The organism is Dapis purpurea BLCC-M126, assembly GCF_050015975.1.
In the GTDB taxonomy this organism is placed as follows: domain Bacteria; phylum Cyanobacteriota; class Cyanobacteriia; order Cyanobacteriales; family Microcoleaceae; genus Trichodesmium.
In genome coordinates this window covers 1-16,881 of sequence record NZ_JBNHER010000240.1, presented here as the reverse complement: position 1 = coordinate 16,881, position 16,881 = coordinate 1, and the positions used below count along the sequence as shown (strand labels likewise).

Below are 16,881 nucleotides of genomic sequence, written 5' to 3'. Positions count from 1 at the left end.
GAAAGGGAAAGATGACCATTCTACAAAACTATATATTATGATGCGTCGGCTAATTAGTTTATTTTTAGTGGTTATATTTTGGCTTTCCACCCCTAGTGTGAGTTTTGCCCAAAATAATATTAATAATCTTGATAACCTCCCACTAGAAAAAGTTCAAGAATTAATTTCTATTCGACACAGTATTACTACTATCGACGAACTAGAAAAAAGGGGTGTACTTTCAGAAACTCAGGCAACAACAGAAACAAAATATTACTTGGAAAAATCTCAAATTATTGTTGGGGAAAAGTTAAACTTAGAACAGATTATACGATTAACTAATAACTACGAAATAGTTACACCGGGAAGCCAAACAAACATAATTCAAAAAATTGCTGGTTTTGTGACTTTTACAAATATTATCTTGACTGCAGCAGCAATTTTACTTGTTTTGGCACTAGCTTCGTTAGCTTCTCTATATTTAATTCCTATTCTGACGCTAATTCCAGATTGGGGTTATGAAATTATTATTTACTTAGTTTGTTTGGCTGCCATTGTTGGGGGAAATTTTGTTACAGGAATAGGTGAATTTATTGCTTTTCCTGGTTGCTTGGGGTTAATTGGTGCTATTAGTTTCAGCCACTATCTGCATAGAAAATTTTTCCAAAAGCTTGTTGATGATAAAAATAGTTATCCTTATTATCTTGATAGTTTCATCCTGTTCATAATTTGGGCGATCGCTGCAATTGTTTATAAAAGTTCTCTGTTAGGTTTTATTACTATTATTGCCTTGGAGACTTGTCTCGGTTTTTCTGTAATTATTACGCCTCTTCGTTACATGATTGGTTTTGCTGAAAAAGATGTAATTCCTAGAGCGATGTCTGCTTCTTTAATTTTATTAACTATATATGTTAGTGCAGAAGTAACAAATGTTGAACTTCCCTATATGGGAATTTTTTCTACAGGAGTTTTATTTGTTGGTAGTTTTGTTTATTTTGTTGGAACTTTAATTGTTTCTAGCAAATGGTATGAGTATGGAAATTTTAATATAAATCGTTATCTTTGGTTACAATTTTTGACAATAGTATCAGGTATTATTGCACTTTATATTGGTTCAGTTTGGCAAGTTTTATTATTACAAAGAATTGGCGGTACGTTCTTTTTCTTATATCTGATTGAAAAATATTTTGAATTGCCTTGGCAACAAAAATCATGGTCTTGGGCTACATTAGGTTTAGCGGTTATTTTGTATTTATCTGCTTTAGTAGCTAAACAATATCCAGAATATTTTTTCTTAGTAAATTAAAACTTAGAAAAGAAGTAAGAAGGAAGAAGGAAGACGGAAGGAGGAAGATAAAAGAAGGTAAGTACCTGTTAACGAAGTGAGAAGTCAGAAGTTGTTTTTGTAACGGGGATTTAAACCCCGCTCCAAAAACTGTGACCTTTCCATTAATGAGATTATTTCCTCTACTAAAATCTAATTGTCTTAATTAAAAAAACTGATTTAACCTTTTAAAGTAATATGTTAGCTAGAGTCTGGAGTGCATCAATAATTGGCATTGAGGCCATAAAAGTAGGTGTGGAAGTCGATGTATCTGGGGGACTGCCAAAAGTTGTCGTCGTAGGATTACCAGATGCCGCAGTTCAAGAGTCAAAGGAAAGAGTTAAAGCGACTCTGAAAAATTGTGGTTATGCCTTCCCTATGCGGAAAATTCTGATTAATCTCACCCCTGGAGATTTACGGAAAGAGGGTCCTAGTTTTGACTTACCTATTAGTATAGGAATTTTGGCTGCCTCGGGACAGGTAAATGCAGATTTATTGGGAGACTATCTATTTTTAGGAGAAGTTTCTCTTGATGGTACATTGCGACCAGTTGTCGGAATTTTACCTATTGCAGCAGCAGCCAAAAAAATGGGAATTACTGGTTTAGTCGTGCCTACTGCTAATGTACAAGAAGCAGCATTAGTAAAAGGATTATCGGTTTATGGATTTGATAATATATTTGATGTCACCGATTTTTTGAATAATCCTACTACCTTTTCTCCTGTAGAAATTAATACTGCTGAGATTTTGGCAAAACAAGAATTTATAGGTTTAGATTTAAAAGAAGTTAAAGGACAAAATCATGCTCGCCGTGCTTTAGAAATAGCTGCTGCGGGTGGACATAATTTAATTTTTGTTGGACCTCCTGGCAGTGGGAAAACAATGTTAGCACGACGTTTACCGGGAATTTTGCCCCCCTTGAGTGTTGAGGAGGCGTTGGAAGTAACTCAAATTTATTCAGTGGCGGGGTTGTTGAAAAATAGAGGTAGTTTGGTGAGCGATCGCCCGTTTCGCGCTCCCCATCATTCGGCATCGGGGCCGTCTTTAGTCGGTGGAGGCAGTTTTCCGCGACCGGGGGAAATTTCTTTATCTCACAGAGGAGTATTATTTTTAGATGAGTTAACAGAATTTAATCGCAATGTTTTGGAATATTTGCGTCAACCTTTGGAAGATGGGGTAGTGACAATATCCCGCACTAGGCTCTCAGTAGAATTTCCAGCTCAGTTTACTTTGGTGGCGAGTACAAACCCTTGTCCGTGCGGTTATTATGGCGACCCTATTCAGCCATGTACTTGTTCTCCACGGCAACGGGAGCAATATTGGGGCAAGCTTTCAGGACCTTTAATGGATAGGATAGATTTACAGGTGATGGTGAGTCGCTTAAAACCAGAGGAAATTACTAGACAGGAAACTGGGGAAAGTTCGGTAGATATCAGAGAAAGGGTGAGAGTGGCACGGGATCGCGCTCGACATCGGTTTGAGGATGAGAGTGGTTTAAGTTGTAATGCGCAGATGCAAAGTCGTCATTTTAGCAAGTGGTGTAAGTTGGATGATAGCAGTCGGAATTTGTTGGAGGGGGCGATTAGAAAATTGGGGTTGTCAGCGAGGGCAAGCGATCGGGTCTTGAAAGTGGCGCGAACTATTGCTGACTTAGCGGGGGATGAGGATTTGAAACCTGGTTATGTTGCTGAGGCAATTCAGTATCGGACAATTGATAGAATGCAGTAATTAATATAGCTTTGTCGGTTGGCTTCAGGAAGTGCAATTTGTTGTTATACTAAAAATAAACCAATACTTTTTGACAACTAATTATGGTAACTTCAAACAACTAAGTGGAGAACTAACATGAAATTTGATAATCCTTTTAGTCATAGCAATTTATCAATTAAACATGAGAATAATTCTGAAGAATTAAGTTTACCTATTAATGAAACGAAATCTTTGACAAAGCAAATACCTATTTGGCGGTTTGTTTTGCCTTTAACTTTGCAGTTAGCATTAATTTTGTCAGTTCCTGCTCAAGCTATTTACACTCACATTACAGGTAGAACAGTTATTTTACAAACTGCACCTGTAGATCCTTATGATTTTTTGCGTGGCTATTATCAGGTATTAAGTTATGACATTTCCCGCAAAGATAATTTGAGTAAACTTCCTGGTTGGCATCAATTTGAATTGGAAACTTCCGGCAGATTTTCTTCAGACAATCAAACTAACATTTATGTAATTTTAGCTGCACCTGAAAAAATAGAAAATTCAGAAGTTCCTAAAGTTTGGCAACCTGTGGCAGTAAGTGCAAAAATGCCAGAAAATTTGCCAGATAATCAAATAGCTATTCAAGGGAAACTTGATGGTTGGAGAGTTAAATATGGTTTAGAAACTTATTATATGCCAGAGGATAGACGAGAAAAAATTAATCAGGATATTTCGGAAGTACAACGTAATGTTGATTCAGAAGGTGACATACCTTTTGTTGTAGAAGTAAAAGTTAATTCTCAAGGTAAAGCTGTACCTGTTAGTTTGTGGGTAAGAGAGCGTAATTATAAGTTTTAGATCAGGGAATAGGGAATAGGGAAGTAATTTAGAAGATTTTGGCATATTTCCCAATTACTTGTTTGACGATTTCTCTACATATTTTTGAGGTATACATTGTAAAACCTCGAATTTTTCTAAATCTACAATCAACAATTTCATCTGAATAAATTTAATAATTGCATTTTTTGAACGGATAAAAATAAATTTGATGTTGTTTGCCAATCTTGCCTAAAATTGGCAGGGTGGGTAAATATTTTGGTCATTTATTATTAATTTCTAATTTGCTTCTAAAAATCGGCAATCGCTAATTCTTTTAAGCTATTATTTTTTAGCCAATGAGCTAATCTAGTACATTCATAATCTGGTGGATTTCCTCTGTTATTAGCTTGATAGTGGATAAAATCTTCAAACATTTGCAGTGGAATTAAAGCAGTTTCTACTTCCATACCATCCTCAAAACAAATCTTTTCTAATTTAAACTGATAACCAGACCACTTTATTGTTGAAAGGCGATTGTTGACCATAAGTTCCAGGTTGTAGGTGATGCAATTGTATAGTGGGTCTGGATTTTTTTTGCCATAGACTATGCTCCAGTAGGTATGATGGCGAACAAAATAGATACCATTTACATTTTTACAAACTTCTATTTCTATATCTTCTATGTTAAGAAAACAACGTTTTAGCAGGTTCATATTTAACTCCAAGTTATTTATTTAGGAACAATAATAAAATTAACGGTAAAACAAAGTAATTTGCTTCCTGGAGAATGGTTAGAATTAGGAGTAAGTTAGGAATAATTTACCTTCATAGTGAGTGATTTCAGCAAAGAGCAAATCTTTTTAAGTTCTCTTCCCTCCTGACTCCTGACTCCTCAATTAATCAATTCTCAAATTAAACGGTAAACGGGTATAAATCCCATAAGGATCGTTCATCGCTCTCAAACTAACCAACTCCTCCTGTAACTTTTTAAATTCTGCAGTTAGCGGATCTAAAGGAGTAGTAGGTATGCCAACTTCCACACCTGAAAGACTTCTGAAAATCCGTTGCTCTAAACTACGAGACTTAGGATATTCCTCAACTTTCCAACTATCTCCCAGTTCAGCTTTTTCCGCAGCAACTTTAATAGCAACTTCTATCCCACCAATTTCATCAATCAAACCTAACTCTTGAGCATCCGCACCAGACCAAACTCTTCCTTGAGCAATTTCCGCAACTTTTTCTGGTGCTAAATTACGAGCAGTTGCTACATTTGTAATAAATCGCTCATAAATTGAATCGACCATCTTTTGAATCAAAGCTAACTCCTCTTCAGTTTTAGGACGAGAAGTAGTATTCAAATCTGCAAACTGACCAATTTTCACCACATCCCAAGTAATTCCATTTTCATTAGCTAGTTCTTGAACATTGAACAACACACCAAAAACCCCTATCGAACCAGTAACAGTAGTGGGTTCAGCAACTATTTGATCTGCATTCATAGAAATCCAATACCCACCAGAAGCAGCTATATTACCCATAGATACAACTACAGGTTTTTCTTCACTAATAAGCTTGATTTCCCTGCCAATAACTTCTGATGCTGATGCACTGCCGCCTGGACTATTAACTCGCAAAACTACAGCTTTAACTTTTTCGTCAAATCGTAGCTTTCGTAATTCCTTTGCTAGACGATCGCCCCCTACCTGTCTGGGAGTACCAGTACCATTAACTATTTCTCCTTCAGCATAGACTAAGGCAATTTTATTGTTGCTTTTAACATTCCTACTGAGACTTGCTGCAACTTTTGGTACTTTGCCATAGTTGTTGAGACTAATTTGTGTGAAAGTTTTATCGTCCTCCTCTTTACCAGTTAGTTGTTTAAGTTTTGTCAACACTTCATCGTAGTAGGCAACTCTATCTACTAACTTAGTTGTTAAACTGGTATTAGCCATCAATATACCCTGATTATCAGCAATCTCCTGTAATTTCTGTGTTGTTAACTTTCTACTTGTACCAATTGTTTGCAGATATTGACCCCAAATATTCTGTAATAATTGGAGAGTTTGCTGTCGGTTCTCCGGACTCATTTTGTCTAGGATAAAGGGTTCAACGGCAGACTTATATTTACCCACTCTCGTTACCTGAACTCCGATGCCGAATTTCTCCAATGCACCAGTCAAGAACATAGTTTGAGAACTTAAACCATTGAACTCAAGGACACCAAAGGGATTAATCACAACTTCATCTGCTACGGAAGCTAGATAATATTCTCTTTCTGTCCAGTCCATATCATAAGCAATAATAGTTTTGCCAGTGTCTCGGAACCGTTGAAGTGCTTGCCGTATTTCTTGTAGATTTGCTAATCCTGTTGCTGCTGGAGTATTGCTACCTTTAATATAAATGCCGATTATTTTTTCATCTTGGGCAGCAGCATTGAGAGTATTAATTACTTTTCGGAGAGTGATGGTTGTAGGTTGGTCGCTGGATAAAGCTTCTTGGAGTGCTTCCCCAGTCGAGGAGAGGGGTCGAGTATCTGTAATATTTGTAGCGAGGTCGAAAACTAAGATTGATTTATCTTTAACTTGTGGACCTATATCTTTACTTTTGCTGGCAATCGAAGCAACAAAAAATATTACTCCGCCAAATCCAAAGCCGATAATCAGAGTAATTCCTAGTATGCTGCCAATTAGACTGGCAAAGGTGTATTTGAAGAAATCCTTCATTTTTCTAGTGAAAATTGCTAATGTGGGAAACTAACTAATGGTATTAGTTTATATTTATCGTAACTAAAAAATATAAAAAACTTTGCCAAATCCACTGACTGCATTAAATTTTAAATTACTACAACTTTTCAGATAGTCGTAAAAAAGATTACATTAATGATGGAAATCTTTCTCTAAAAGCTACTAAGTTAGGAATTGAAAAAGTAAAAGATTTACACCAGATTTTTTTTGATGTTGAGCCTATTCCACAAATGTTAAAAAAATATCGTTTAAAATGATTACATGGAATGCCACCCGGATAGAAATTGAAAAATTAGGCAAGAGAAATTGTCAACCCTTGAGAAATCTAACGTAAGAGTATATTTTCAGCTTGGGCAATTTAGTTCAGCAAATCAATAAAAATGGTTTTTATCTCTTCAATACTTAGTACATTCTTGAGTTTAATTTTTCCAAGGTTTGAGATTTTTTTAGTTCAGACAAGTTAGAATTACCTGTACAAAATAGAACTGTAGTTATTTCTGCAATTAATATATCTACTAATAAATTTAGAGATTCTTCTGATTCGACTGCTGCTTGGAGAAATGGCCAAGCTAATCCACCTAGGTCTGCACCAAGAGCGATCGCCTTTGCCACGTCCAGCCCATTTCGTAAACCTCCAGAAGCAATTAGAGGAATCTCTGAGTTGAGAGTACGAATAGTGGTAATACATTCTGCTGTGGGTAAACCCCAATTAGCAAAAGTATTTCCTAACCTACGCTGACGAGCATCTTTAGCCCGTTCACCTTCAATTTTTGCCCAAGAAGTCCCTCCAGCTCCTGCAACATCAATGGCTGCTACTCCTGCATCAATTAGTTTTTTAGCCATTTTTCTAGAAATGCCATTACCTACTTCTTTAGCAATTACTGGTACTGGCAATATACGACACAATTTTGATATTTTGTCAAGAATGCCTCGGAAATTAGTATCACCTTCAGTCTGAATAAACTCTTGGAGAGGATTAAGATGTAAAATTAGGGCATCTGCCTGTAAAATGTCAATCGCTTGTTGACACTGGTCAATGCCATAATCATAATTTAATTGGACAGCTCCTAAGTTAGCAAAAATAAGGATATCAGGGGCAAGCGATCGCACAGCAAAGGTATCAGCTACTTTGGGGTTTTCTACAGCGACTCGTTCGGAACCAACTCCCATAGCTATTTTATAGTGTTGGGCAACTTTGGCTAAACGATAATTAATCATTTTTGCTTGTTCAGTGCCACCTGTCATTGAGGATATTAATAATGGCGCACCGAGTTGTTTCCCTAGAAATTTGGTTGTTATATCTATTTCACTGCGGTTCAATTCTGGTAAACAGCAATGGGTAAAACGGTAGCGATCTAACCCATTGGTCGTGTTGTTAAATTGGACATCTGATTCTAAGCAGATTCGTAGATGGTCTGCTTTGCGGGATTGAGTTTGTGAGATTGAGTTCATCAGTTTTGTAATTACAAGTTCAGTCAGAAGTTCATCAAAAAACTTATCTATCTCAATATACTGTAATTAGTAGATTGGGCATCACCATTTTAAATAACTAAACAAGACTTAGGCAAAATAAATATTTTTATTTAGAGTAAACTATGAGCTAGGCCACTTTTACTCTGCGTAATATCATGTCCGGATAATTAGTGATAAAAAAGTTTTTGTTTGTAGTAGGGCTTTAGCCCGATAAATACCTATCTTAGGGCTAAAGCCCTACTACGAGCTTTAATTATCACTGTTCAACCGGACATGATATAAGTCCTGAAGAATTTGCTTTCTTGGAGTAAAAAGCTTTCATAACTTACCCATGTCTCAAACAAGGGGAAAAAAGCTTGCTATCAGTAATTTCTATCATCAAATAGGCGTTTGCATTGGGATAATAATTGACTCTTTCTTGTAGCTAGACTTAACAGTCGGGTCATGCAGTGGTTCCCCCACCTGTGAGAAACCATACCGTTTAAACAGAGAGAGATTGCGAGGTAGAATTGCAACAACTAGATTAGAAGCATTGTAATGCTGTTTGGCAGCATTACGAGCTGAAGAGAAAACTTTGCTAAAAGGGATTTTACCTCGCTTTTCTTTTACAAGGAATAGGTAAAATAAACTCCTGTAAACTCACAGGTTGGATCAATATTGATGTACTCTTGTGCTAGTAACCCTGTTCCTATACCTAACTCAATAATCTGACAATTATTATTGCCGATAATTGAGTTTGCTTCCTTAGCAATATCTTGGTAGTTGTAGTAATCAGAAGTCACCCACAAATCTTAATACTCAGTAAACCCTGTATATTGATTGTTCATTTTTATTTCTATAAACTGAACCAGTAAATCATAAATCACAGAAATATAGTAATAGTAGTAGTGGATATCTATACTATTTGTTACAAGTATAGTAGTTACTTGATTATCTACCTCATGTGCTTGACTACCATATCACTCTATTATTCTTTAGAGCAAGTTTACTGTAATAAAAAGGAACTCAAATGACAGAAAAAAAAAATGAAATTACTATCTACACTGATGGCGCTTGTAGTGGTAATCCTGGCCCTGGTGGTTATGGAATAGTTATCATTGTTGATAAAAAACGCCAAGAATTATCTGGAGGTTATAAATTAACTACTAATAACCGTATGGAGTTAATGGCAGCAATAGTAGGATTAGAACAACTAGAATTTTCTTCTATAGTTACTCTATATACTGACTCTAAATATATAGTTGATGCTGTTACAAAAGGTTGGGCAAAACGTTGGCGAGCTAATGGTTGGAAACGCAATAAAAAAGATAAAGCGATGAATCCCGATCTATGGGGAAAATTATTAGATTTATGTGATAAACATGAAGTTGAATTTTCTTGGGTACGGGGTCATTCTGGAAATATAGAAAATGAGCGTTGCGATAAATTAGCAGTGGGAGCATCTCAACAAGTAGATTTACCGTCAGACCTTGGTTATCAATAAGTAAAATTACGGAAATTATGATAAAATAAATAAAATTTTTTTACTATAGAAAAAAAAGGGTTATTGCAATAACCCTGTTGATTTCTATCTAATAAGTCTGTAATAATTAAAGCTTAGTTAGAGCAAGATTCAGTTAAACGCTAATACTAATCACATTTGCTAACTCGTTTTTTAATTAATAAGTTGATAGCCACCTCAGTATTAGGGTGGTTATTTTAATATAACGCTACAGGCAAGTCAGATAGGGGGACTGTTTGATTGGCGACTTACATAAATTATACCAATTTGAAAAAAGAATGTTACAAATAATAAGGGCGATAAAAAGATTTTACAGGAAATATCCCTTTGATAAGACCCACTCTTAAGGAGGGGGTTTAGATAAGTCATGAAGTAATAAATGGTATCAAAGCTATTTATTCTGACTCCTGTAGGAACAATTAGCGAACCACCTCTACGACTCCTGACTCCTAAAAAATATCCTAGCTATTTGTAGCAAAAATTGATCAATTTGGTATTAGAAGTTAGATTTATGATTACTAAAAACTTTAACAATACAATAGTTTCAGGTAATTATTTAAGATTTAAAGTTTGAAACTATTTGTGGCATCTTGAAAGTCAATTGGTATAATTACCAGTGAAATAGCCAAATTTTTGATATTTGGTATGACTCAATTTGATCGATCTTGGATAAATTATTTAACAGAGAATAATTCTATGCTAAAAATGCCTGGAGAAAGTTATAGTGGTCTCTTACCACAACTAACAGAAGCAGAAATTTCTCTCAAATATTCACTACAACAGGATTTACACAAATTAGTTATTGAAATTGGCGAACGAAACTATTTAAATTATTCTCAACTAATAGATACTGCTGATTTTATTGCTAGGGAATTTAGTAGATGTGATTATCAAGTTAGACGACAAAGCTATCAAGTAGATACTCAAATATTTGAAAACTTAGAAGTAGAAATTCAAGGCTCCTATCAACCAGAACAAATTGTAGTAGTGGGTGGTCATTATGACTCAGTGTTTAATTGTCCAGGAGCTAATGATAATGGTACAGGAACGGCAGCAGTATTAGAATTAGCGCGGGCATTTGCTGGCAAAAAAATATCGATAACTTTGCGTTTTGTAGAATTTGTGAATGAAGAACCACCTTTTTTTATGACTCCTAATATGGGTAGTCTTGTTTATGCTAAAAATTGTCGTCAAAACCAAGAAAATATCGTCGCAATGCTCAGTTTAGAAACTATTGGTTATTATTCTGATGAATTGGGCAGTCAAAAGTTTCCTCCTGGTCTCGATAATTTTTATCCTTCTACAGGAAATTACATTACTTTTGTAAGTAATATGGCGAATAGAAAATTAGTATGTGATGTTATTGCTTCTTTTCGTCGTCATACTAAATTTCCCTCAGAAGGTGCTGCAGTTCCAGAATTATTTACTGGGGTAGATTTATCAGACCACTGGGCATTTTGGCAGCAAAATTATCCAGCCTTAATGGTAACAGATACTGCTTTTCTTCGTTATCCTTACTATCATCAACCAGAGGATACTCCTGACAAAATAGATTTTGATAGATTCACAAGAGTTGTGGCAGGTTTGGAGAGAGTAATTGCAGATTTTGTTGGAGTAATTCAATAGCATTTTTCAGTAAAAAAGGGCTTTGTTGCATAAAAGTAATGATTGCTCGCTTTCGGTGGTATTGATGTTTTATTCATCTATTGTTCAATAGTTATTGCTCTAGCGATCAAATCTAAAAGCATGGACTCAATCGTGGTAATTGCCTGTAATGGTCTGGAAAAAGTACAAGGTTTTCGTTCTCGGGAGATCATGTATGGAGCGAATTTTGGGTTAACGCGAGACAGAAAAATCACTCCCGACTCCTGACTCCTGACTCCTGACTCCTGACTCCTGACTCCTACCCTATCGCAACATTCATGCAACAAAGCCGTAAAAAAGTATAACAATAACATAACTATTCTTGTAAGCATTTAGCCGTTAGTTGTCACCTATTAGCTATTGCTTTTAGTCGATGATAAAAACTTAATTTATATCCCAGGTATTATTTCTGAGAGCTAACCGCTAATAGCTGAATGCTTACCTATTTCTTAAAAGAAATAATAAAGTTAAAAAAGCAATAATTTTGAGGTTTATAGTAGTCGCCATTACTGAAGCAAACATTCTCACTCCTCTCAAATTTAGTTCATGCTGCGAATTTACAGCCCTTTCCGTTGCCCGTGAGGTACACCCGAAGCGGGCAAGATGCCCGCAACACAAGATTTTCACCATTTGCCCGAAATCTGCTGTAACTTCTGACTTCTGACTTCTGACTTTTGACTTCAGCTACAGGAGCCATCGCTCTTGATGTCTGCCAAAATAGATAATGTATTTTGGAAATAAATTTCTAAATTGGCCTCTGACCATAATGAACCCAGAAGGAAATTCAACCTACTCCTACCAAGTCGGTGGTAGTCTACCTGTAGATGCTCCGACTTACGTCAAACGACAGGCAGATGAAGAACTTTTTAATGGCCTAATGGATGGGGAGTTTTGTTATGTCCTCAACTCGCGCCAAATGGGCAAGTCTAGTCTGCGGGTTCAGACAATGCGACGTTTACAAGGATCTGGAGTAGTTTGTGCGGCTATAGATTTGACGGCCATTGGTAGTCAGGATATTACCTCGGAACAGTGGTATGCGGGAATAGTTTATAGTTTGGCTAGTAGTTTTGATTTATTGGATAGTTTTGATATTTTAAGTTGGTGGGGCGATCGCTCTTTCCTTTCTGCTTTACAACGTTTAAATGCTTTTATTGAACAAGTATTACTTAAAGAAATAACAGAAAATATTGTAATTTTTATTGATGAAATTGATAGTATCCTCAGCTTGAGTTTTAATGTAGATGACTTTTTTGCTTTAATTCGTTCTTGTTATAATAAACGGGCTGATAATTCGGAATATCAACGCTTATCTTTTGCTTTATTGGGAGTAGCTACACCATCAGATTTGATCAAAAATCGAAATATTAGTACACCTTTTAATATTGGTCAAGCTATCGAATTAGAAGGTTTTAAATTCCAGGAAGCTACACCTTTAGTTGCCGGGTTTACTGGTATTTTGAATGATGGCATAGGGGTATTGAGAGAAATTTTAAATTGGAGTGGGGGGCAACCATTTTTAACTCAAAAAGTCTGTCAAATAATTTTATCTTACTGTAGAGAAGTTCAATTTAATATTTCTAGAGAAAATGAGGCAGAATTAATAGGAGAAATTGTCCGGTCACAAATTATAGAAAATTGGGAAGCAAAAGACGAACCAGAACATTTGAGAACTATACGCGATCGCCTCATTTATAGTAATCAATCTTCGGGAGAATTACTATTATTATATCGGCAGATATTAAAGCAGGGAAAAATTAAAGCTGATAATCAGGATTTTCACAGGGAATTACGACTGACGGGAGTGGTTGTCAAACAAAAAGGAAGGTTAAAGGTTTACAACAAAATCTATGCAGAAGTATTTAATCTTAATTGGGTAGAAAATAAATTGCGAGAAGCAGGTTTATTATCAGAATCAACAGCAGAAAAATCAATATATTCTGAGACAGATATTCAAGAGATTGAAAAAATTACAAATGAGGCTTTATTAGAGTTTGAGTTTAATCAAATAGAAGGATTGATTTTAGCAATACAGGCAGGAAAAAAGTTAAAACAAATCGTTCAAGATGATTTATCCTTACAAGAATATCCGACTATAAATCCAATATCAACACTACAAAAAATTATTGGTAATATTCGTCAACAGAATAAATTTGTTAGCAATTACATCGGAGTTAAAGATATCAGCTTTAGCTCAAATAGAGAATATTTAGCGATCGCAGAAAGAGACGGCACAATTTTATTACAACATTTATTACAACCTCACTCCATAAAATTAAAAGGTCACGAAAATGAAGTTTTGTGCGTCAGATTCAATCCCAATAGATACCTCCTGGCAACAGCAGGAAAAGACGGCACTATTAGACTTTGGAATTTACAAGGAAAACAAATAAATCAGTTTAAAAGTAATCAGGGAACAATCTCTCAAATCAGATTTAGTAATGATGGCGAATATTTAGCAACAGTAGCAGAGAAAGGAGTACAACTATGGAATATTTCTGGGCGTTCGCTCAAGCAAAAAAATATTCATTCAAGCTGGAAAACAACTGTAAGTTTTGCCGCTGATGGTGAGTGTATTGCAGTTGCAGTCAGAGAAAATATAGTTAGACTGTGGAAAGGATTAAAACGACAACCATTAGAGTTGAAAGCAGATCGGAGCGACAAGTTTACCCTGACAAATGTAAGCATGAGTTGGAGTGGAGAATATCTGGTTTGTATTGGCAAAAATGGAATTGCACGACTATGGAATTTTCCACAACGGCGGTTACTTGACTGGGAAACCGAGCAAACAGAGATTACAAAGGTTTGTTTTAGTCCAAGCGATCAACATATTGCCACAGCAGCAGCAGATGGTACAACCAAAATTTGGGATTTGTCAGGAAAACTTCTAACTGAGTTTAATGCCGATCGTAACTCAGTTACAGCTCTTAGTTTTACCCCAGACGGAAAACAAATTGCCACAGTGGGTGCTGACGGTACAATTCGCATCTGGAATTTATTTCCCAAACAACCGACTCAATGGAAAACTCAACAAGGTACAGTTTGGAGCGTTGGTTTCAGTTTAACCAGAAAAATAGCCACTGGAGGAGAAGATGGCAGTGTCAAAATCTGGAATATATCTGGTCAAATATTAACTCAGTGGGAAAGCACCAGAGGTAGACTTACCAGCATTAATTTTAGCCCTGATGGCAAATACCTAGCTACAGCAGGGCGCAATAATATTTCAATTTGGAAGGAAAACGGGCAACTTGTCAGTCAATGTCATCCCAAGCAAGACCTAATATTAGAGATAAAATTTAGTCCTGATAGTAAATCTCTTGTAGCGGTGGGAGCTAATGGCACGGCAATATTACGCAACTTGGAAGGAGAGCAATTAGCAATATTGAAACGCAGTAACCGTAGAATTGTTGCTAGTGTTAGTTTTAGCCAAGATGGAGAGCGCATTGTTACAGGTGGGTGGGATGGAAAAGTCTGTATCTGGAATTTGTCTGGGCAACTGTTAGCAAACTGGGATGGGCATCGAGATAAGGTGAGAAGTGTTAGTTTTAGTGGTGATGGAAAGCAAGTTGCTTCTGCGGGTAGGGATAGAATCAAAGTTTGGGATGTCTCTGGGGAACTTTTGAGAGAATGGAGTGCCCATCAGGAAAAATTGGTGGATGTATGTTTTAGTTTAGATTGGCAACGGGTAGCAACTGTAGGAAGTGACTATACTGTTATATTGTGGGATTTTTCTGGGCGCAAACTAGCGGAATGGAAGACTCCAGAAACGGAATTAACCAGTATTAGTTTTAGTCAAGATGGTAAATATTTAGTTGCGGGTGGGGAAGATAGTATGGTTTATTTGTGGCGAGTGGAAAGTTTGGATGAACTTTTGGTGCACGGTTATGAATGGTTGCAGGATTATTTTGTTACTCATCCGGAGGAGTTGGAAAAATTAGAGGAGCGTCAGAATCAAAATAGTATAGAAAATGTTGATTTAAGTGATGTTGTTTCTCAAGAAATCGTTAAGCAACCTACAGAAATTCCTGTTAGTTTTAGTCTTAATTCTAATTATGAAATTAACTATATTCGGTTACGGGATTTATTAGCAGAAGGAGAATGGCGAGAAGCAGATTTAGAAACTACTGCTATTATGCTCAAAATATCTGGTAGAGAATCAAAAGGTTGGTTAAGGACGCAAGATATTATTAATTTTCCCTGCCACGATCTACTGAAAATAGATAATCTGTGGGTAAGATATAGTAATGGTAAATTTGGCTTTAGCATTCAGAAAGAAATTTGGAAAAGTTGTGGTGCAACTAAAGATAATAACTATCAAATTAATGACCTGGGAAATTATTATTACTGTGGAGATAAATTAGGTTGGAAAAATCAACACCAACTTTTAACTTATGACGAATTAAGATTTGATATAAATGCTCCAAAAGGTCATCTTCCCGGGGGAGTATTGAATTGGTTATGGTTCAGTTTCTATCTGACAAAATCAAATTTTGAATCAGGTTTTGTCAAAAAAGTTTGGTGGGATATTATTCCTGCGATAGCAATGAAATTAGATGTATGTCAGTCTGACAAATTAGTAAAAATTTATCAATCTGATGCAGAAGGATTTTTAGGTGAATTTTTAGTACATGACAAAGTAGTAAAAATTTATCAAGGTGATATTACTGATTTACAAGTAGATGTAATTGTTAGTAGTATAGGTGGTCTAGTTTGTGACCGAATTAGACAAGTTGGTGGGGAAGATATTGGCAAAGAAATGATGAAGTTGAGAATAGAGATGATGAAGCCAACTTTTGTATCTTCTTCATCTTTTAGGGATGTAGTTATGACCAGTGGTGGGAATCTCCAAGCCAAAAAAGTCTTTTATGGATTATTAAGAAGTCCATATAAAGAAGTAATTCAATATTTAGTTGATAGTTGTATAAAAATAGCTCATAATCTCAGTTTTAAAACAATTGCTTTTCCTTTATTTGGTAGTGGAGCAGGTGTTTTATCTGCTCAAGAAGCTTGGCAGATTATGTTGCCACAAATAGTCAAAAATTTATCTGACGAAAATCAAACTATAAGGGAAGTTATTATATGTATATATGGCAGAAAAGCAATCGAAGAAATTGATGTTAGAGGAACATTAGAACACATTCAAAGTTTGGGTTGGGAATCCTTGTAGGTAAGTTCCATAAAACCTCCCTACAGTTTTCTTCCAAGATATCTAATAAATAAGCGATGATATCATGTCCGGTAGCATCTGTATTGCAAGATAAAGGTAAGGAAGAAGCAAGAAGCAAGAAGGAATAGGGACAAGGGAGGAAGGCTTAAGAGCAAGAAAAAAACTTAAATTTCCTGTAGATATTGACGTTAACTTTTACACAAATGATACCAGCGTACATGATATGACTTTTTGTTAGATAGATTTAAGCAAACATCTCTACATTTTTTTAATGCCTATCTCTCTTAATTAATATGTACTATCATGTTCACTTTAGTACTTATAATTATATGAAATACAAAATAATGATGCTACTTATGAATTTACCGAATAATTATTAATTATTAATTATTAATTAAATAATTCAGGTTTAAAGCCTCCTCTTTCAAGAGGAAAAAGCGGTCGTTTGCGGAGCATTCCGTTAGGATGGGATGCCGAGGTCTTCGTTCCCTCCGGGACGCTACGCGTTTCATGTCGGCGACAGCCGAAACGGCATATC

Annotated in this window: 11 protein-coding genes; 6 read left to right on the top strand and 5 right to left on the bottom strand. The window is 35.8% G+C overall.

The features are described from left to right. Positions 1–37: 37 nt before the first annotated feature. From ACP6PL_RS21625 to ACP6PL_RS21615, 3 genes are all read left to right on the top strand, one after another. On the top strand, positions 38–1,285 hold the full coding sequence (locus ACP6PL_RS21625) for a hypothetical protein (RefSeq protein WP_426547341.1): 1,248 nt from the start codon (positions 38–40) through the stop codon (positions 1,283–1,285). 216 nt (positions 1,286–1,501) lie between these two features. Then, on the top strand, positions 1,502–3,031 hold the full coding sequence (locus ACP6PL_RS21620) for a YifB family Mg chelatase-like AAA ATPase (RefSeq protein WP_426547340.1): 1,530 nt from the start codon (positions 1,502–1,504) through the stop codon (positions 3,029–3,031). A gap of 117 nt (positions 3,032–3,148) precedes the next feature. After that, positions 3,149–3,856 (top strand): GDYXXLXY domain-containing protein, encoded by a 708-nt coding sequence (locus ACP6PL_RS21615; RefSeq protein ID WP_426547339.1) that lies wholly within the window; start codon positions 3,149–3,151, stop codon positions 3,854–3,856. 269 nt (positions 3,857–4,125) lie between these two features. Here ACP6PL_RS21615 and ACP6PL_RS21610 read toward each other — a convergent pair whose 3' ends face one another. The 4 genes from ACP6PL_RS21610 to ACP6PL_RS21595 all read right to left on the bottom strand — a co-directional run bounded on the left by ACP6PL_RS21610 (position 4,126) and on the right by ACP6PL_RS21595 (position 8,816). Then, a complete protein-coding gene (locus ACP6PL_RS21610; RefSeq protein ID WP_426547338.1) occupies positions 4,126–4,530 on the bottom strand; it encodes a hypothetical protein in 405 nt (134 codons plus the stop codon). Positions 4,531–4,713: 183 nt separating this feature from the next. Further along, positions 4,714–6,540 (bottom strand): signal peptide peptidase SppA, encoded by a 1,827-nt coding sequence (gene sppA, locus ACP6PL_RS21605; protein ID WP_426547337.1) that lies wholly within the window; start codon positions 6,538–6,540, stop codon positions 4,714–4,716. Between the two features lie 423 nt (positions 6,541–6,963). After that, positions 6,964–8,013 (bottom strand): type 2 isopentenyl-diphosphate Delta-isomerase, encoded by a 1,050-nt coding sequence (fni, locus tag ACP6PL_RS21600; protein ID WP_426547336.1) that lies wholly within the window; start codon positions 8,011–8,013, stop codon positions 6,964–6,966. 626 nt (positions 8,014–8,639) lie between these two features. Next, on the bottom strand, positions 8,640–8,816 hold the full coding sequence (locus tag ACP6PL_RS21595; protein ID WP_426547335.1) for a hypothetical protein: 177 nt from the start codon (positions 8,814–8,816) through the stop codon (positions 8,640–8,642). A gap of 227 nt (positions 8,817–9,043) precedes the next feature. On the opposite strand from ACP6PL_RS21595, the gene rnhA reads away from it, so the two are divergent. Together rnhA and ACP6PL_RS21585 are read left to right on the top strand one after the other, a co-directional pair. Continuing rightward, complete coding sequence (rnhA, locus tag ACP6PL_RS21590) at positions 9,044–9,517, top strand: ribonuclease HI (RefSeq protein ID WP_426547334.1); 474 nt, start codon at positions 9,044–9,046, stop codon at positions 9,515–9,517. 663 nt (positions 9,518–10,180) lie between these two features. Beyond that, positions 10,181–11,161, top strand: a complete 981-nt coding sequence (locus tag ACP6PL_RS21585; protein WP_426547333.1) for a M28 family peptidase — start codon at positions 10,181–10,183, stop codon at positions 11,159–11,161. 77 nt (positions 11,162–11,238) lie between these two features. On the opposite strand, the gene ACP6PL_RS21580 is transcribed toward ACP6PL_RS21585, so the two are convergent. Then, positions 11,239–11,511, bottom strand: coding sequence for a hypothetical protein (locus tag ACP6PL_RS21580; protein WP_426547332.1), 273 nt, complete (start codon positions 11,509–11,511; stop codon positions 11,239–11,241). Between the two features lie 392 nt (positions 11,512–11,903). Here ACP6PL_RS21580 and ACP6PL_RS21575 point away from each other — a divergent pair, with 392 nt between their 5' ends. Further along, complete coding sequence (locus ACP6PL_RS21575) at positions 11,904–16,343, top strand: GUN4 domain-containing protein (protein ID WP_426547331.1); 4,440 nt, start codon at positions 11,904–11,906, stop codon at positions 16,341–16,343. Positions 16,344–16,881: the final 538 nt, after the last annotated feature.